Origin of the sequence: Rhodococcus sp. (in: high G+C Gram-positive bacteria), from assembly GCF_049286785.1 — a bacterium.
Taxonomy (GTDB): domain Bacteria; phylum Actinomycetota; class Actinomycetes; order Mycobacteriales; family Mycobacteriaceae; genus Rhodococcus_F.
The window spans coordinates 1-18,656 of sequence record NZ_JBAQEO010000936.1 but is presented as its reverse complement, the minus strand read 5'-3'; the positions used below and the strand labels follow the sequence as shown (position 1 = coordinate 18,656).

The following is an 18,656-nucleotide window of genomic DNA, read 5'->3' as shown; positions in this document are numbered from 1 at the left end:
CGACCTGCCCGATCCGGATGCTGCGGTGGCCGCCGTCGAGAAGGCGGCGTTCGTCGTCAGCCTCGAACTGCGTCACAGCACTGTGACCGATCACGCGGACGTGGTGTTCCCGGTGGCAGCGGTGGTGGAGAAGCCGGGCACCTTCCTCGACTGGGAAGGCCGGACCCGCGCCTTCGATGCGGCCCTGCACGATACCGGCGCCATGCCCGACCAGCGTGTGCTTCACGCCCTCGCGGACGAGATGGGCAGCCGGCTCGGGTTGCCGGACGCCGAGGCCGCCCGCGCCGAACTGGCCGCGCTGGGTGTGTGGGAGGGCCAGCCCGCGGCTCCGCCCGAAGTGGATTCGATGCAGCCTCCCCGGCCGGCGCACGGTGAGGCGGTGCTGGCGACGTGGCGGATGCTGCTCGACTCCGGTCGGATGCAGGACGGAGAGCCGCACCTGGCCGGCACCGCGCGGACACCCGTCGTCCGCCTGTCTGCCGACTCCGCCGCCGAGATCCACGCCACGGAAGGGGATCCGGTGCTGGTGAGCACCGACCACGGGGCCATCACCCTTCCGCTGGCGATCACCGACCTACCCGACCGGGTGGTGTGGTTGCCCCTCGAGTCGCCCGGCTCGGCGGTGTACGAGCACCTGGCAGCGACGGCAGGCGACATCGTCCGCATCGCACACGGTGCGACACGCTCCGAGGAGGTTCTGGGATGAGCCACACCGCCGCGGCAGGCGCACCACTCGCCCAGGCCGCATACACCGACCTGTCACTGTTCGGGCACGACCCGTGGTGGCTGGTCGTCCTGAAGGCCGTGGGTGTCTTCGCGTTCCTCATGCTGACCGCGGTCGTGATGGTATATGCGGAACGCAAGATCGTGGCCTTCATGCAAATGCGTATCGGCCCGAACCGGGTCGGCCCCGGAGGGATGCTGCAGAGCGTCGCCGACGGCCTCAAACTCGCCCTCAAGGAAGGCATCGTCCCCACGGGCGTGGACAAACCGGTGTACCTGCTCGCACCGGTCATCGCAGTGGTGCCGGCGATCATGGCCTTCGCCGTGATCCCGTTCGGACCCGAGGTGTCGATCTTCGGTCACCGCACCCCGTTGCAGCTCACGGACCTGTCCGTGGCCGTCCTCTACATACTCGCGGTCACCTCGGTCGGCGTCTACGGCATCGTGCTCGCCGGATGGGCGTCCGGATCCACCTACCCGCTGCTGGGCGGATTGCGTTCGACCGCCCAGGTGATTTCTTACGAAATCGCAATGGGCCTGTCTTTCGCCGCCGTCTTCCTGGACGCGGGCACGATGTCGACCTCGGGAATTGTCGCCGCCCAGGAGGGCGGCTGGTACGTGTTCCTGCTGCTGCCCTCGTTCCTCATCTACCTCACGTCGATGGTCGGCGAGACCAACCGGGCACCGTTCGACCTCCCCGAGGCCGAAGGTGAACTGGTCGGTGGCTTCCACACCGAATACTCTTCGCTGCGGTTCGCCATGTTCATGCTCGCCGAGTACATGAACATGATCACGGTCTCGGCCCTGGCCACCACCTTGTTCCTCGGCGGCTGGCACGCCCCCTGGCCGCTCAACATGTGGGACGGCGCGAACTCCGGCTGGTTGCCTCTGGTGTGGTTCACGGTGAAGATCTGGGGCTTTCTGTTCTTCTTCGTCTGGCTGCGGGCGACACTGCCGCGACTGCGGTACGACCAGTTCATGAATCTCGGCTGGAAGATCCTGATTCCGGTGTCGCTGGCGTGGGTCATGATCGTCGCCACCTTCCGGGCATTCCGCAATGAGGGGTATGACGCCGGCGTGATCGTTCTCGTCGTCGCCGGAGTGATCATCGGGCTCGGGCTACTGCTGCTCCTGTGGAACAGGCTGCGGGGCGGTCGCACCCGCGTCCCGGCGGCACCCGCCGAAAGTCCGGCGCCCGCTGCCCGCGAGCCGTTCGATCCGATGGCCGGCGGTTTTCCCGTGCCACCGATACCGGGGCAGATCCTCCCGGAGTTCCGCCGCGTCCCGGTCGCCGCCGGAGGATCGCCACCTGGATCCCCACTCTCCACTGCTGTGAAGGAGGGCACCGATGGCTGAATTCCTCGGTCCCATAGCGGGTTTCGGTGTGACATTCTCGACGATGTTCCGGAAGCCGAATACCGAATCCTATCCCGAGGAGAAGGTACCTACCGCGCCCCGGTACCACGGACGGCACCAACTCAACCGTCATCCGGACGGGCTGGAGAAGTGCATCGGTTGCGAGTTGTGCGCCTGGGCATGTCCAGCCGACGCCATCTACGTCGAGGGCGCGGACAACACCGATACCGAACGCTTTTCGCCGGGGGAGCGGTACGGCAGTGTCTACCAGATCAACTACCTGCGCTGCATCGGGTGCGGACTGTGCATCGAGGCGTGCCCCACGCGGGCGCTGACCATGACCAACGAGTACGAACTCGTCGACGACAACCGGGCCGGACTGATCTACGAGAAGGACCGGCTGTTGGCACCGCTCGAACCCGGAATGACACCACCACCGCACCCCATGTATCCGGGCACCACCGACGAGGACTACTACCGCGGTGCGGTGACCGGGTCGGCTCCCACGGCAGACGACGAGGACACCGAGGAAGGGGAATCGGACCGGTGAACACGATGTCGGCGGCGGCGGTCCTCGCCGAGTCGTTCACTCGAACGTCCTCGGGCGAGGGAGTGCAGTTCTGGATACTCGGAACCCTGGCGGTGATCGGCGCGCTGGGGGTCGTGGGCGCCACGAAGGCCGTCTACTCGGCGATCTTCCTCGCCATGACGATGATCATCCTCGCGGTCCTCTACATCGCACAGGATGCGCTGTTCCTCGGCGTCGTACAGGTCGTCGTCTACACGGGTGCGGTGATGATGCTCTTCCTGTTCGTGGTCATGCTCATCGGCATCGACTCCGCCGATTCCCTGGTGGAAACGCTGCGCGGTCAGCGTGTCAGCGCCATCGCAGTAGGGGTGGGCTTCGGAGTCCTGCTGATCGGTGGTATCGGCAACGCCGCGCTGTCCGGTGGCGACGGGTTCGCGGGGCTCGACGAGGCCAATGCCGGCGGCAACGCCCCGGGTCTGGCCGAACTCATCTTCATCCGGTACGTGTGGGCTTTCGAACTGACCGGCGCCCTGCTGATCGTGGCGACCGTCGGTGCCATGGTGCTGGCACACCGCGAACGCTTCGAACGGCGGAAAGGCCAGAAGGAGCTGTCCCAGGAGCGTTTCCGGGTCGGAGGGAGAGTCACACCGTTGCCCACTCCCGGCGTCTACGCCCGCAACAACGCGGTCGATGTTCCGGCGCAGCTACCGGACGGCTCCTTATCCCAAATGTCGGTGAGCCGGGTGCTCCGGCGCCGCGGCACCGTCCCGTCCGTCGAACCAACCGATCCGGAACGATCCGAGCCCGAATCGACCAGCGAGGGAGGTGCACGATGAACCCCGACAATTATCTGTACCTTTCTGCGTTGCTGTTCACGATCGGGGCGGCCGGTGTGCTGGTGCGCCGCAACGCCATCGTCGTGTTCATGTGCATCGAACTCATGCTCAACGCCGCCAACCTGGCGTTCGTCACCTTCGCCCGGATGCACGGTCACCTCGACGGCCAGGTCTTTGCGTTCTTCACGATGGTGGTCGCCGCCGCCGAGGTCGTCGTGGGGCTGGCGATCATCATGACCATCTTCCGAACCCGCCGATCGGCATCCGTCGACGGCGTCAACCTCCTGAAGAACTGACGGTGCCGAATGAGTACTGAAAGTCTGCACGTGCCCGAGAAGGTGACCGAAGTCGTCGACGACGCCACGACGGGCCCCGCGGCATGAGCGGGGGTATCTCGTCGACCGTCTGGCTCCTTCCGGTACTGCCGCTGTTCGGCGCCGCCGTGCTGCTTCTGGCAGGACGGCGCAGTGACTCGTGGGGACACCTACTCGGGTGCGTCACCGCCCTCGCCTCGTTCGTCCTCGGAGCGGTGCTCTTCCTCGACATGCTGGGCAAGGACCCCGCCGACCGAGCGGTGCACCAGAGTCTGTTCAGCTGGGTGCCGGTGGCCGGACTGCAGGTGGACTTCGGGCTCCAATTGGACCAGTTGTCCCTGTGTTTCGTGCTCCTGATCACCGGGGTCGGCTCACTCATCCACATCTATTCGGTCGGCTACATGGCACACGACTCCGACAGGAGACGTTTCTTCGCCTACCTGAACCTCTTTCTCGCGGCGATGCTGCTACTTGTCCTCGCGGACAACTTCCTCGGGCTGTATGTGGGCTGGGAAGGCGTGGGCCTCGCCTCGTACCTGCTCATCGGTTTCTGGCAGTACAAGCCGACGGCAGCGACGGCCGCGAAGAAGGCCTTCGTCGTCAACCGTGTCGGTGACATGGGGCTCGTCCTGGCCCTGATGATCATGTTCGCGACCTTCGGATCGATTTCCTTCGCCGACGTCTTCAGTGGCGCCGAGGCCGCGGGGGAGGGCGTGATGACCGCCGTCGGACTGACACTGCTGCTGGCCGCCTGCGGCAAGTCCGCACAGGTTCCCCTGCAATCCTGGCTCGGTGATGCGATGGAAGGTCCGACACCGGTGTCGGCGCTCATCCACGCCGCGACCATGGTCACCGCCGGCGTCTACCTGATCGTCCGGGCCCACCCGATCTTCGAGTCGGCGCCGAACGCTCAACTCGCTGTGGTGATCGTGGGCGCGGTGACCCTGCTGTTCGGCGCGATCATCGGCTGCGCCAAGGACGACATCAAGAAGGCGCTGGCCGCCTCGACGATGAGTCAGATCGGCTACATGGTGCTGGCCACCGGCCTCGGTCCGGCGGGCTACGCGTTCGCGATCATGCTCCTGCTCACCCACGGATTCTTCAAGGCCGGGCTGTTCCTCGGCGCCGGATCGGTGATGCACGGCATGAACGACGAGGTGAACATGCGCCACTACGGGGGTCTGCGCGCTGTCATGCCCATCACCTTCGTGACCTTCGGCCTCGGCTACCTTGCCATCATCGGCATCCCGCCGTTCGCCGGATTCTTCGCCAAGGATCCGATCATCGAAGTGGCGTTCGCCGCCGGCGGTGTCAAGGGCGTCATCCTCGGCACGGTCACGTTGCTCGGCGCCGGCATCACGGCGTTCTACATGAGCCGGGTGATGCTGATGACCTTCTTCGGACGCCGACGCTGGCGCCCAGGTGCCGAACCGCACGAATCACCCGGTGTGATGACGGTGCCGATGATCCTGCTGGCGGTGGGTTCGGTGACCTCCGGTGCGGTACTCGCCGTCGGGTCGTCGCTCGAACACTGGCTCGAACCCGTCGTCGGCTTCGAGCACGTCGAACCACCCGTTCCGGTGTGGATGACCACCGTCCTGATCCTGGTGGTCGTGCTCGGCGGTGTCGCGGTGGCGTACCGGCAGTACGCCGCCCGGGAGATCCCGGATGTCGCCCCCGCCGAGGTGTCGGCACTGACCGTCGCCGCTCGCAACGACCTGTACGGGGACGCGGTGAACGAAGCGGCGTTCATGCGCCCGGGTCAGCAGGTCACCCGCGCGCTCGTATACGTGGACGACAAGGGGGTCGGCGGCGCCGTCAACGGTTTCGCCGCCATGATCGGCGGCGCCTCCGCGATGATCCGGCGCCTCCAGACGGGATTCGTCCGCTCCTACGCACTCGTCATGTTCGCGGGCGCTGCCCTCGTGATCGCGGCCATGATCCTAGGGGGCCTGTGATGAGCAACTTTCCCTGGCTGACCGCCCTGTGGGTGGTGCCGCTGATCGGTGCGGGCATCGCCTTGCTGCTGCCGCCCCGCATGCGTCAATTCGCCAGGTGGTCGGCGTTCGGGGTGTCGGTACTGGTACTGGCGGTGGCGGTGGCCGTGGCCGTGCAGTTCGACGCGGCCGGCGAACAGTACCAGTTCGTCGAGTCACACACCTGGATACCGGCTTTCGGTACCCGGTACATCCTGGGCCTCGACGGCATCGCACTCGTCCTGGTTCTCCTGACCGCGGTACTGGTGCCCCTGCTTCTGCTGGCGGGCTGGAACGACGGAGAGAAGGTGGAGGCGCAGGACCCCACCCGTCGACGAGCCACCCACACGTACGTGGCACTGATACTGATGGTCGAGGCGATGGTGATGGTGTCGTTCACCGCCCTCGACATCCTGCTCTTCTACGTCTTCTTCGAGGCAATGCTCATCCCGATGTACTTCCTGATCGGCGGTTTCGGACCCGTCGAGGATCGGGCACAACGGTCGTACGCCGCGGTGAAGTTCTTGCTCTACAACCTGTTCGGCGGCCTGATCATGCTTGCCGCGGTGATCGGACTGTACGTGGTGACCGCCCGTGAGGGGAGCTCTCTCGCCGCCGGGACGTTCGACTTCCGGGACATCGTCACCGCCGCATCGGCAGGAGAACTCGGAGCCGATCCCGCGCTCCTCAACGCACTGTTCCTCGGCTTCATGTTCGCCTTCGCGGTGAAGGCCCCACTGTGGCCGTTCCACAGCTGGCTACCGGATTCGGCCGTGCAGGCCACACCGGCGACCGCGGTGCTCATGATGGCGGTGGTCGACAAGGTCGGCACCTTCGCCATGCTCCGTTACTGCCTGCAACTGTTCCCGGACGCCTCCAGCACCTTCGCGCCGCTGATCGTCACCCTCGCGGTGATCGGCATCGTCTACGGTGCGGTACTGGCCATCGGACAGACCGACGTGATGCGTCTGATCGCCTACACCTCCATCTCGCACTTCGGGTTCATCATCCTCGGCATCTTCGCGATGACCAGTCAGGGGCAAGCCGGATCGACGCTGTACATGGTCAACCACGGCATCTCCACCGCCGCACTGTTCCTGGTGGCAGGATTCCTGGTCTCCCGTCGCGGCACGCGGCTCATCGCGGCCTACGGCGGTGTGCAGAAGGTCGCGCCCGTCCTGGCCGGCGCGTTCCTCGTCGCCGGTCTCGCCACCCTGTCCCTTCCGGGTCTGGCGCCGTTCGTGAGTGAATTCCTCGTCCTGGTCGGCACATATCCCCGCTACCAGGTGGCCGCGGTGTTCGCCACCACCGCACTGGTGCTCTCCGCGATCTACGTGCTGTGGCTGTACCAACGCATGATGGGAGGCCCGGTCACGAAGCACAACGAGCGACTGCGTGATCTGGTGCCGCGCGAACTTGCGGTCGTGGCGCCTCTGATCGCCCTGCTGATCATCCTCGGCGTCTATCCCAAACCCGCCTTGGACGTCATCACGCCGGCGGTGAGCCACACCCTGACCACGGTCGACCAGCAGGATCCGGCACCGACCATCGCCGAAAAGGACACCCAGGGAGGTGCGCCCAGATGAGCCCCTTCGATCCCCGGACGGTGTTCGATTCCACTTCCGTCGCCCAGAGCGCGACGCTGCCCGCTCCCCAGATCGAGTGGGGACAGCTCTCACCAATGCTCATCGTGTTCGGCGCCGCCGTCCTCGGGGTGCTCGTCGAGGCCTTCCTGCCGCGCCGAAGCCGCTACTCCAGCCATCTCGTCCTCAGCCTCGGTGGGCTCGCCGCAGCCCTCGTGGCCGTCTTCGTCCTCGCCGGCACCCGCAACGTGGCCGCCATGGGCGCCGTCGCTGTCGACGGACCCACCCTGTTCATGCAGGGAACGATCCTGCTGCTCGCGATCCCCGCCGTCCTGCTCATCGCTGAGAGACGTGTCGAGACCGGCGTGAGCGAACGGCCGGGTGAGGCCGAGGCGATCGACGCCTTCGCGCCTTCCGCCGCCACTCTGCCCGGCAGTGTCGCCGAGCGGGAGGCCACCAGAGCGGAAGCGGCTCAAACCGAGGTCTTCCCACTCACCCTGCTCGCCGTCGGCGGCATGCTGCTGTTCCCGGCGTCGGGTGACCTGCTCACACTGTTCGTTGCACTGGAAGTTCTTTCGCTGCCGCTCTACGTGCTGTGCGGACTCGCCCGCCGCCGCCGCCTGCTCTCCCAGGAAGCGGCCCTCAAGTACTTCCTGCTCGGGGCGTTCTCGTCGGCATTCTTCCTCTACGGCGTGGCACTGCTGTACGGCTATGCGGGCACCCTCGATCTGGCCGGGATCGCGGATGCGATCGCCACCGACGACGGCAGCGACGCACTGGTGCTCATCGGTGTCGGACTGCTCGCGGTAGGCCTGCTGTTCAAGGTCGGCGCAGTGCCGTTCCACTCCTGGATACCCGACGTGTACCAGGGGGCACCCACACCCATCACCGCGTTCATGGCGTCCGCCACCAAAGTTGCAGCCTTCGGGGCGATGCTGCGCATCTTCTACGTGGCATTACCCGATCTGCGGGTGGAGTGGCGGCCGATGCTGTGGGGCGTCGCCATCCTCACCATGGTGGTCGGCGCGATCCTCGCTGTCACCCAGAGCGACATCAAACGGATGCTGGCGTACTCGTCGGTGGCGCACACCGGATTCATCCTCACCGGCGTGATCGCGCTCAACGACGCCGGGTTGTCGTCCACCATGTTTTATTTGCTCGTCTACGGCTTCAGCACCCTCGGCGCATTCGCTGTCGTGACCCTCGTCCGCGACGCCTCGGGTGAGGTCACCGACATGGCTCGCTGGGCCGGGCTGGGACGACAGTCACCCCTGGTCGCCACAGTGTTCGCGCTCTTCCTCCTCGCGTTCGCCGGTATCCCGCTGACCAGTGGGTTCATCGGCAAGTTCGCGGTGTTCCAGGCCGCTGTCGAGGGCGGGGCGATGCCCCTGGTCATCGTCGGCGTCGTCAGCAGTGCCATCGCCGCATTCTTCTACGTCCGGGTCATCGTCCTCATGTTCTTCTCGGAACCACCGAGCGACCCACCCACGGTCGTGGTCTCCAGTGTGCTCACCAGTGCCGTCGTCTCCCTCACGGCAGCGGTGACGGTGATGCTCGGCATCCTGCCTGCACCCATCCTGGACCTCGCCAACCAGGCAGCCGAATTCGTCCGCTGAGAGCATGGGCGGCTATGTCGACCTGATCGATCCGCCGGACCCCTCGATCGAATGCGCGAGTGCCCGGAACAGATGGGTGAGATCCGAGCGCGGCGGTGTGCCGTTCCGGACCACACCGCACACCGGGACCCGGAGAAGATTGTGCGACTCTCGCATGAAGCTCAGACCCGACCGCGGGGTGGCGTCAGCGGTGTCCGCGTACAGCACGGTCCACGCCGTCGCATTCGTGAGGACATCGAGGGTGGCCGTGTGGTCGCGAGGAATCGACGGGCCCAGCCGCACCCTTCGGCCAACCTGCCGGAATGCATCCTCGACCACCGTGTGGATCAGGATCTGGCTGTTGCGCGGCGGCAGCAGCAGGGGATAGGGGGTCAGTTCTCTCAGGTCGACGGTGGAGAACGCGGACAGCGGGTGCCGGCTCGACGTCACGATCACCAGATCCTCCACACCCAGCTGGACAGTTTCGAGTCCCGGCCGATCCACTCCACCGCGAATCAGGGCCAGATCTGCGTCCCCGGAGGCCACGGCAGTCATCCGGTCCGCGAAGTCCTTGATGACGAACTCGATGTCGAGTTGGGGATACTCGTCTCGGACCAGGGAAATCGCCTCGAGACTCTGCGTCGCGAAGCTCATGCTCGCGGTGATGCGCAAGCGGTTGCGGGGGTCGCGTCCCACCGAGAGTGCGCGTGCCTCCAGGCTCATCACTTCGGCAGCGATCGGCATCAGGCGCTGACCCGCCTCCGTCAACCGGACCACCCGGGTCGACCGTTCGAGCAGGGTGGTGCCCAGTTCCTTCTCGAGTTTGGCGATCTGGTGGCTGATCGCCGACTGCGAGATGTAGCAGCGCTCCGCCGCCCGAGAGAAACTTCCCTCCTCGCCGACTGCGAGAAAGTAACGCAACTGCCGGAATTCCATAACAGCCAGATTACGCCTGAACGCTCGTCGATTCATGAGCGATCGAGATAACAGTATTGCGATTCCCCCAGGTTGTTGGCTGTGACGGACCGATGATCCCTAATGTGGGCTCATAGAGCTATTACGCAGACGCAAGTAGATGGAGGTTTGTCCGGTGGATCGAACTCAGGTCGTTATCGTGGGATCGGGATTCGGCGCCCTTGCCGCGGCCAAGAAACTCGCCAAGGCCGGCACACCGTTCGTGCTGATTTCCGAGACCACCGAGCACCTGTTCCAGCCGCTGCTGTACCAAGTGGCCACCGGCGTCATCTCGCCCGGCGAGATCGCCCCGTCGATCCGCGCGATCCTCGCCAAGTATCCCAACGCCGACGTCCGTCTCGGACGGGTCGTGGACGTGAACCCGGACGATCACCAGGTCGTCTACGAGGCCGCCGGCGTTCGTCACACTCTCGGCTACGAGCACCTGATCGCCGCCACCGGCGCCCGACAGGCCTACTTCGGGCACGACGAGTTCGCCGAGGTCACCTACGCCCTCAAGACCGTCGAGGATGCCGAACGGCTGCGCCGCCAGATCGTGCGGTGCTTCGAGGAGGCGCACACCACCTCCGACCCGGAGCGCCGCCGCAACCTTCTCAACTTCATCGTGATCGGCGCAGGCCCCACCGGCGTCGAATTGGCCGGTCAGATCAAGGAATTGGCCGGTCGCTACTTCGAGCAGTCGTTCAACGACATCACCGCCGCCGACGTCACCGTAACCCTCGTGGAAGGGGCGGGGGAGACGCTGCCCGTGTTCGGCGGCAAGCTCAGCAAGTACACGCAGGACTCTCTCGAGAAGGCCGGCGTCGAGGTGGTACTCAACACCATGGTGACCGACATCGATGAGCACAGCGCGACGCTGTCGTCGCCGAGCACCGGCACGGAGAAGCGACTGGCTGCCGAGACGATCATCTGGTCGGCCGGCATCCAGGCCAACGACTTCGCGGCAGTGCTCGCGGAGCGCACAGGATGCGAGACGGGCCGCGGCGGACGACTACTCGTCGACGACGACCTCACCGTGGGCCGGTACGACGACGTCTATGCCATCGGCGACATGGCGTCGCTGAACAACTTTCCCGCCCAGTCACCCTTCGCGATGCAGGGTGGCCGGCACGTCGCGGCCATCATCACCGGAAAGCGTGCCGCGGGAACACCGTTCACGTACAAGGACAAGGGAAGCATGGCGATCATCAACCGCTTCCGTGCCATCACCCGCGTCGGCAAGATCGAACTCACCGGCGTGATCGCCTGGTTCCTGTGGCTGGCCGTGCACCTGGTGTACCTCGTCGGATTCCGGAACCGCTACGTCGCGGTGATGTCGTGGTTCGGTTCGTTCCTCGGACACCGTCGCCCGCACTTCTACTACGCGCAGGAGAGCGAACCGGCTGACCTCCTCGAACGTCAAGAGGATGCCGCAGCCTGAGGCAGATGCCGAAGTGGCGGCTCGCGTTGACCGAGCGCATCGACCGGTCGATGACGTACCGTAGCAGCCATGGGGTACCCGGATTCCGGCGATGGGAACGAGCCATCGGCCTTGACTGCGCTGGGCCCGGGTGTGCAGAGCGCCGTATCGAACGGACGTAAGACGTGGAAACGCCACAAGCACCTGGCGGAAGCGTACGTCGACGGAGCTGCGGTGAAACTAAGCCTTTTGCATGGTCTTTCGCAGGCGGAGACAGCCCGATTGCTCGGTATGAGCAAGAGCAAGGTGAGTCTGCACGCCAGACGGCCCACGATGCTGTACACGGACTCCGGCGATACGACCGCTCTCAGCTTGGGTGACGATCGGTTCCTCGCCGAGGTGTGGGGCAGCGAGGAGACGGCCGACAAGGTGCGCGAATGGTGTGCCGTCTACGACATCCAGTACGGGCTCGTGGATGGAGAGCATGGGCGGCGGTCGATCATCCCGGACGTCACCGTCCGGTTTCTCACGGTGGACGACGCCGATAAGATTCGGAAATTACACGAGCGCCTTTCCGAGCACGACGAATACATGCGCTTCCTCACTCCGTCGCCGCGGCATCTCGACTCGCTGGTCGCGATGCTGTGCCGGCATGACTCCACGCACGCCGCCATAGGCGCATTTCACGGTGATGATCTGGTGGGCGTTGCCAACTACGTCGTCACCGGAACAACTCCGTCCGGGCTTACCGACGCCGAGTTCGCGCTTGTCGTCGCCGGTGACGAACGCGGGCAGGGTGTGGGCACGACCCTCGTCCGGCGTCTCGCGATCATCGCCTACGAACGTGGTGTGCGACATCTGTCGACGGAGATTCTCGCCGAGAACACGGGAATGCTCGAGGTGCTTCGGAATCGAGGCTGGTCGCATGCCCTGCATCCCGACGGACTCTGCGTGCACGTCGATCTGGATCTCTATCCGGGATTGGAACTGGAGGCCGCGGTCGGGCCGAACGCGGCCTCCGAGTGAGCCTCACGTCGGGTTCAACGCCACACGCGATGCGGGCCCGACAATGCCTCGATACGTCACTGTGACGTATCGAGGCAGGGCGAGAGGGGGTGGGAAGTGGTCGAATCGGGGTCGGCCAGAGGTGCCTGCTTCGCATATTATTCCCGCGATATCCAATCCGCTGTATATTATTCGAGCGTTGGGTCCCGGCGATTGGTTCCGGACACATACGCGCGCAGCGCGACGTCATGTCGGGGGCAGGCGATGGCCCGATCGGACGGACCGAATGACGTGTCCGGGTGTATACCTATGGACCCGTTTGCAAGCCTCTGAGCTGCACTGATATTCGGCCACGTTTTGCCGATAATCGACATTATGTCAACTAGAGTCGATCGTATTGTATCCGATGCACGATTCCCCATCGGCGGCCAATCCGCACCCCTAGCGCACTTGAGACTTCGCGGCCAGTTTGAGACGCGGTGACACCGTAGTAAAACCTCGCCTGGTCCCATGCGCAACTACGATGACCTGATGCGAGCCGTCTGCAGTGCCACCCTCACCCTCGTCCTGTGTCGAGTCGCACGCTCACGGCTGACATGAGACGTCAACGGTGGTTCGAAAGCAGCACGACTACCATCGCCCTCCCTTGCGGCCCAGCTTTTCGGCGCGACTACGGAACTCGGACACTGCATATCGCTCCTGACGAAACACTCTTCGCGGCTTTGTCGCCCGCAGAAGAAGGCCGCGCATTGCGAAACGCGACGGTGCTCCCCATCAGATCGACCCCTGACCGATCGAAGTCCTGACGCACGGATGGGTTCTAGTGCTACTACGCACGAGTCGCACTAGTCCCCCGCTGCACAATCGAAAACTCGCTCAGTGTAAGGAACCAGGGCTAATCGAGACGGGTGACCACACCTCGGTCTCCATCCACGCGTACACGGTCGCCGGTCTTGAGCGATCGGGTGGCCACCAGGGTGTTGACGACACAGGGTAGGCCGTATTCGCGCGCCACCACAGCGCCGTGGGAAACCGAACTGCCGATATCGGTGACGAGCGCAGCGATGACGGTGAAGTACGGCGTCCACCCAACGTCGGTGACCGGGGCTACCAGGATCTCCCCCCGCTGCACGTCGCGCGCGTCGACAATCGATTTCGCCACGCGCACGACGCCTTCCACGGATCCACGGCTGGCGGGCCGGCCGATGATCTCACCTCCCGTGACGCCGAGTCGAGGCCGGGCGATGAGGGGGGTCGGTCGCCCCACCGACACGTCGTCGAACTCGAGGGAGTTCTGGAATGCCAGCGCTTCTCGACGCTTCAGCGCGCTCTGCACGAGACCGGTGACGTCGTCCGAACCGACGACGCGGTTCAATTCCGCACGGTCGAAGAAGAACACCAGATCGGAGTCTGGCAGCCGTCCGGCCTCCGCCAGCACCTCACCGAGGTGGCGGTAGCCCAGCTTGAGCGCATGCGCCATCTGCGCCATCTTCGATTTCGTCTCCTCGCGCCCGCGTGCGCCGCCCTGCGCCAGCCGGGCGAGGAATCGGATGGTGGAAGAGCTGGGCGCCTCGACGTGAGTGTGTGCCGGTCCACGATCGGCCGGATCGAGCGCCGAGCGCACCATCACCTGCATCATCGCACCGAGCCCTTCCGGATCCTCGGCCCAGGAGGGGTCACGCATGCACAGCTCGCGGTATCCGCGATGACCATGACGATTCAGGAACAGTCGCAACGCCCTACCGCTGGCGCTACTCGACGCCCGTAACTCGCTGACCGCGGCGCCCGGCTCCGCGGCCAGAAAGTCCTCGGCGGCCGCGCCGTCGGCGGCGATGGCGCGTACCACCGAGTCGAGCTCCTCGACCATCAGTGCGCTCTCGACATCGGATGCGCCGGACATGAGCAGTGTCGCCTCGGCGCGACCCTCGTCCTCACCACGCCCGTTCTTGACCGCCTGCCTCATCAGGACGCTCTCGAGAATGTTGGCCGCAACCGCCGCGCGCGATGACGACCGCACATGTGTCAGCGTGATATCGCAGTACTGTTCGACGCCGGATTCCAACTGGCGCATCACGAGTCGTGGGTCGTGACTGGTCGGTATCCGGAACCCGGTGATCTGGTCTTTCAGGTGCCGGATCGCGGGGCCGGCGGACAACGCGAACGTGCTGAGCCGGACCGTGTTGACCAGTCTGCGGGCGAACGGCTTCGGGGGTTTGGGCTCCAGCTCGTCGACCACCCGACCGCAGATCGAGGTGGAGAATTGCTCCAACGAATTGCCCAGGATGCCCGAGCTCAGACCCGTGCCCTCAGTCAAGTTCAGGAACATGTGTCCCTGGAAATAACCGACCTGCAGCCACGGCTTCTCGTAACTCTGCTGCGCCCGCGCCACCACCTGCGTCATCTGCATCGCGTAGTCGATGGCGAAGCCTGAAACCGATGCGGTCAACGGGCAGAATGCCCCCGGCATCATCTCGCTGATGTTGCAGCGCGTGTAGACGTGGTCTGCGCCCGCGAGAGGCGAATCCATCTCGCCCAGATCGCCGGGCAGGGTGGTGATCGGCCGGGCCTGCAGCCACCACAGTGTTCCGGACCGGTCGATCGCCCACTCGAGATCCATCGGCCTGCCCCAGTGTTGCGCAGCGCGTAGGGCAGCGGACCGAATCTCCGCGATCTCGTCCGGGGACAAGACCGGCACGTCGCCGACCTCGTGAACGGCTGGGCTGCCGTGGGAATTCAGAACGATATGGTCCGGGGACGCCGTACCGTCGACAAGCGCTTCGCCGAGCCCGGCGATGGCGTCGATCACCATGAGGTCGCGCCGACCGGTCGCCGGATCCGCGGTGAACACCACGCCGGCGGCGCGCGCGTCCACCATCTGCTGCACCACCAGATGCATGGTGGTCGTGGGTTGTGCACGGTAGGACGAGGCTCGTCGAGAATGCACAGAGGCCGCGCACGTGTGCACTGCCGCGGCGAAGTCCTCGACGGAGTCGACACCCAGCACGGTGTCGTACTGCCCGGCGAACGACTGGTCGTCACCGTCTTCCCCGACTGCCGACGACCTGACGGCCACCGGGGTCGCACCGACTGCGGCCATCCGGGAGAACAATTCCGCCACGTCGTCGAAGGCGACCTGCGCGGATGCCTCAGCGATGACGAATCCCGCCGGCACAGCAAGTCCGAGGCGGCGCAGTTCGGCGAGGCCGGCCGCTTTGCCGCCGTAGCGGGCATCGGTGACCTCGTCGAACTCGATCGTCGCCGGCGTCACGACGATCCTCCCAACGCGTCGACGATCTCGGCGAGCGCGTCGACCTCGATGGGGCCCGTCTGATACAGGCAGATCCGGTCCGACACGCCGTCGACACGGTCACGGACGTGCGCGGCCACCTCGGCCGGCGTGCCGCACGCGGCGATGGTGTGCAGTATGTCGTCGTCGATCAATGTGGCCATCTCCCGCCAGCGGCCCTGCTTGGACATGGCGTTGAGTTCCGGCTGCAGATCGCCCCAGCCGTGGGCGTCGAGCACCGGTCGGTACGCCGGGGTGGAGCCGTAGAACGCCAGCAGCATGCGGGTCGAGGCGTGGTCGTCGTCTCGTCCGGTGGCGACCGACACGATGACCTCGGGCACCACCTCGAAGTCGTCCTCGCTGCGGCCGGCAGCAGACAGCCCGGCGCGCACGGCCGGCATCGTCGTCTCGTGGAGGTACCGCTTCGACCCGAAGGGCATCACCAACAGACCGTCGGCCACTTCCGCGGTGGCCCTGGTCAGCCGAGGCCCGAGCGCGCCGAGATAGATCGGCGGCGGACCGAACGGGTTCGGCCCGGGTACGAAGGTCGGCGTCATCAAGGTGTGCCGGTAGTACTCACCGCGGAAGTCCAGCCGTTCACCCTCGTTCCACGTCGCGAAGATCGCTCGCAGCGCCCCCACCATCTCCTTCATCCGCGCGACCGGACGATCGAACTCGGCCCCATAGCGCTTCTCGATCTGCGCGCGCACCTGCGTGCCCAGCCCCAGGATGAACCGCCCTTCGCTGAGCAGTTGCAGATCGTTGGCCTGGTGGGCGAGCTGAATCGGATTGCGAGGAAACGCGATCGCGACGTTCGACATCACATCGAGTCCCTTGACCTGCGACGCCAGCACTAGAGGCGTGAACACGTCGAACGGACCCTCGAAGGTGAACACACCGGACGCACCGGCTTCCTTGAGCACTTCTGCGCGCTCGACCGCGTCAGTGGGCCCGAACAGCGCTGTCATGATCTTCATCTCGGCGCCGCCTACTTCGCTACGTCGGTCCAGTCGGAGAAACCCGACGGGTGATGCGGGCCGATCACGCCGTGCTCGAACAGGCCCGCACCCTCGCGGACCGTCCCGTCCGCTTCAGTGCACACAGCTCTGCCGACATGGTCGATGAGACTGAACGGCGCCCGGGCCATCACCTCCGGGTCCGTCAGGTCGAAGCTGACGCTTTCGGCGAACGGGCCGCCCTTCCAGCTGCCGTGCGCCCACGAGGAGTCGCCGCCGTACCCTGACCCGAAGGCGATGGGCGCGAACAGCTTCGATTCGACATCCAGTCGGATCTGGTCTCCTGCGCGGTTCATGAACTCGACGTGGGCGCCCCGGGGGATCCTCGTTCCGGGTGCGTAGTCGATGGTGGCGCGCACTCCGTCGAGTTGTTCGACGCGGCCGTCTCGCCAGCGGCGGGTGCAGTCGCAGAGGCTGCGGTGGCCATCGGGATCTTCTTGCAGGATCAGGAACAGTTGGTAGTCGTCGAACGCCAGGGGTAGGTAGAGCCACCACATCCCGCGGAACGCGGCATCGGGCCGACCGGCGGGTTCCGCTTCACCGACCGGCCGGATCCCCCAGGACCGGTCGCGGCTCGCCACGCTGGAGTCGTGGGTGACGTCCAACCGTTCGCCGTCGACCTCGATCCAGCCCTGCCATGAGCCGACCTGCGCGAAGCGGCTCGCCTGCAGCGTCACCCGCCGCTCGGTGAGCATCTCGTGTGGCTTCTCCAGGGCGGCGGGGAACAGCCCGCGCCAGGTCAGGTCCGCGGAGATGCCCTCGGTCGGCGCCAGTGTCAGGTGCATCTCCTGCAATGGCTCGATGACTTCGAGACGGTAGCCGTTGACGTTCTGGTGAAGACGGTCGTCGTCGATGGCGTCGCTGAGGTGTACCGCGGTCTGCGTGTCGCCGCGACGGACGACGAAGTAGGCGTCTTTGACACCGAGGCGCGGGTAGTAGCCGATTCCGGTCAGCGCCATGAAGCTGCCGTCCCGGTCGAGCACGTTGAAGTACGACCGATCGTAGAAGTTTCGATCGGACGTGGCCGGCCAGGTCAATGGCGCGGGCGTCTGGTGAATTGGATACTCGTCGAGCGGGCTCAGGTTCATAAGCTCTCCCTCAAATACGATGCACACTGTATTGGAACTATGGTGAAGTCATGACAGCAGAAAGCCGCAAGGAAGGCAAGAGGTCCGCGCAGTCCGCGCCGGGGCGGCCGCGCGACGGCAGGATCGATGCCGCGATCATTACGGCCACCCGAGAATTGATACTCCAGACGGGTTATTCCGCATTGTCATTGTCGGCGATCGCGGCGCGCGCCGGGACCACCACCGCTGCCATCTACCGGCGGTGGTCGGGCAAGGCACAACTCGTCCACGAGGCAGTGTTGTTCGCCGAATCGATCCCCACGCCGGACGGTTCCGGTGATATCCGCAACGAGATCAGGGCTTTGGTCGAGACAATCCGGGCAATCTTCGACAGACCTGAGGTGCGGTTGGCATTGCCGGGTCTGATTGCCGACACCGTTGCCGACCCCGAAGTGCACAGCATGATGATCGCCCGATTGGCCGGGAATCTGACAGCTTTCGAATCTCGCTTCGGTCAGGAGCGCCGCGATGATGACCAATTGCCCATGCTCGCCGAGGTGGTCGCGGGCACCGCGATTTTCCGCATCCTCATTCGCCAGGACGCCGCCCTCGACGACAGCTGGGTGAACGAGATGACCGAGATGATCACCGACCGCTGGCCCTCCGGGAAGTCGCTCGACGACACCTGAGCTCGACCGACTGATCCGGTCAATTGACGTAGCAGACGGCGATGAACGTCCGCGCCAGGAACTTCGTCATCTGGGCCGTCAGAACAAGCATCTCCCCCGCACGCTCGACTTCCCGCGCAGGCAACCCCACACGGAACCGACCATGGACGAAGCCTGGCGCCAACGCGCAGCCGCTCGCGCGCATTGCAGCACTCGAGTACAACGACGTCACTACCGATACCGAGACCAACACAGTCTCGATCAACCTCGGACACCCACCGACGCCGGTCCCCGAACCGTTCGCTGCCCTATTTGTGCTCAACCAGAC

General features: G+C 65.3%; 15 protein-coding genes and 1 pseudogene. 12 read left to right on the top strand and 4 right to left on the bottom strand.

Annotated elements, in window-relative coordinates; genetic code table 11:
* From WAW17_RS34010 to nuoN, 8 genes are all read left to right on the top strand, one after another.
* The coding region (locus WAW17_RS34010; RefSeq protein ID WP_422337222.1) for a molybdopterin-dependent oxidoreductase at positions 1-706 on the top strand (706 nt) is incomplete at its 5' end.
* Positions 703-2,079, top strand: coding sequence for an NADH-quinone oxidoreductase subunit NuoH (nuoH, locus tag WAW17_RS34005; protein WP_422337221.1), 1,377 nt, complete (start codon positions 703-705; stop codon positions 2,077-2,079). The genes WAW17_RS34010 and nuoH, both read left to right, overlap by 4 nt.
* A complete protein-coding gene (nuoI, locus tag WAW17_RS34000; protein ID WP_422337220.1) occupies positions 2,072-2,629 on the top strand; it encodes an NADH-quinone oxidoreductase subunit NuoI in 558 nt (185 codons plus the stop codon). Before nuoH ends, nuoI begins: the two co-directional genes overlap by 8 nt.
* Positions 2,630-2,634: 5 nt before the next feature.
* On the top strand, positions 2,635-3,444 hold the full coding sequence (locus WAW17_RS33995) for an NADH-quinone oxidoreductase subunit J (RefSeq protein ID WP_422337223.1): 810 nt from the start codon (positions 2,635-2,637) through the stop codon (positions 3,442-3,444).
* Positions 3,441-3,740: an NADH-quinone oxidoreductase subunit NuoK gene (gene nuoK / locus WAW17_RS33990; protein ID WP_422337219.1), complete on the top strand. Its 300-nt coding sequence runs from the start codon at positions 3,441-3,443 to the stop codon at positions 3,738-3,740. Before WAW17_RS33995 ends, nuoK begins: the two co-directional genes overlap by 4 nt.
* Positions 3,741-3,823: 83 nt before the next feature.
* Complete coding sequence (nuoL, locus tag WAW17_RS33985; RefSeq protein ID WP_422337218.1) at positions 3,824-5,716, top strand: NADH-quinone oxidoreductase subunit L; 1,893 nt, start codon at positions 3,824-3,826, stop codon at positions 5,714-5,716.
* Positions 5,716-7,320, top strand: coding sequence for an NADH-quinone oxidoreductase subunit M (locus tag WAW17_RS33980; protein ID WP_422337217.1), 1,605 nt, complete (start codon positions 5,716-5,718; stop codon positions 7,318-7,320). Before nuoL ends, WAW17_RS33980 begins: the two co-directional genes overlap by 1 nt.
* Positions 7,317-8,933, top strand: coding sequence for an NADH-quinone oxidoreductase subunit NuoN (gene nuoN / locus WAW17_RS33975; protein WP_422337216.1), 1,617 nt, complete (start codon positions 7,317-7,319; stop codon positions 8,931-8,933). The genes WAW17_RS33980 and nuoN overlap by 4 nt, the downstream gene beginning before the upstream one ends.
* Positions 8,934-8,945: 12 nt before the next feature.
* Here nuoN and WAW17_RS33970 read toward each other — a convergent pair whose 3' ends face one another.
* Positions 8,946-9,848 (bottom strand): LysR family transcriptional regulator, encoded by a 903-nt coding sequence (locus WAW17_RS33970; protein ID WP_422337215.1) that lies wholly within the window; start codon positions 9,846-9,848, stop codon positions 8,946-8,948.
* 154 nt (positions 9,849-10,002) lie between these two features.
* Between WAW17_RS33970 and WAW17_RS33965 the strand changes: the two genes are divergently transcribed.
* A complete protein-coding gene (locus tag WAW17_RS33965; RefSeq protein WP_422337214.1) occupies positions 10,003-11,307 on the top strand; it encodes an NAD(P)/FAD-dependent oxidoreductase in 1,305 nt (434 codons plus the stop codon).
* A gap of 270 nt (positions 11,308-11,577) precedes the next feature.
* Entirely contained in the window at positions 11,578-12,312 is a 735-nt protein-coding gene (locus WAW17_RS33960; protein WP_422337213.1) for a GNAT family N-acetyltransferase, read from the top strand.
* An 874-nt stretch (positions 12,313-13,186) separates the two neighbouring features.
* Here WAW17_RS33960 and WAW17_RS33955 read toward each other — a convergent pair.
* The 3 genes from WAW17_RS33955 to WAW17_RS33945 are packed head-to-tail and all read right to left on the bottom strand — an operon-like array spanning position 13,187 to position 17,681.
* Positions 13,187-15,559, bottom strand: coding sequence for a PEP/pyruvate-binding domain-containing protein (locus WAW17_RS33955; protein WP_422337212.1), 2,373 nt, complete (start codon positions 15,557-15,559; stop codon positions 13,187-13,189).
* Positions 15,556-16,554: a TIGR03617 family F420-dependent LLM class oxidoreductase gene (locus WAW17_RS33950; protein ID WP_422337211.1), complete on the bottom strand. Its 999-nt coding sequence runs from the start codon at positions 16,552-16,554 to the stop codon at positions 15,556-15,558. Before WAW17_RS33950 ends, WAW17_RS33955 begins: the two co-directional genes overlap by 4 nt.
* A gap of 11 nt (positions 16,555-16,565) precedes the next feature.
* Positions 16,566-17,681 (bottom strand): hypothetical protein, encoded by a 1,116-nt coding sequence (locus tag WAW17_RS33945; RefSeq protein ID WP_422337210.1) that lies wholly within the window; start codon positions 17,679-17,681, stop codon positions 16,566-16,568.
* Positions 17,682-17,731: 50 nt separating this feature from the next.
* Here WAW17_RS33945 and WAW17_RS33940 point away from each other — a divergent pair, with 50 nt between their 5' ends.
* Together WAW17_RS33940 and WAW17_RS33935 are read left to right on the top strand one after the other, a co-directional pair.
* Complete coding sequence (locus WAW17_RS33940) at positions 17,732-18,349, top strand: TetR-like C-terminal domain-containing protein (protein ID WP_422337209.1); 618 nt, start codon at positions 17,732-17,734, stop codon at positions 18,347-18,349.
* A 41-nt stretch (positions 18,350-18,390) separates the two neighbouring features.
* Positions 18,391-18,656, top strand: a pseudogene (locus tag WAW17_RS33935) (hypothetical protein); the annotation flags it as partial.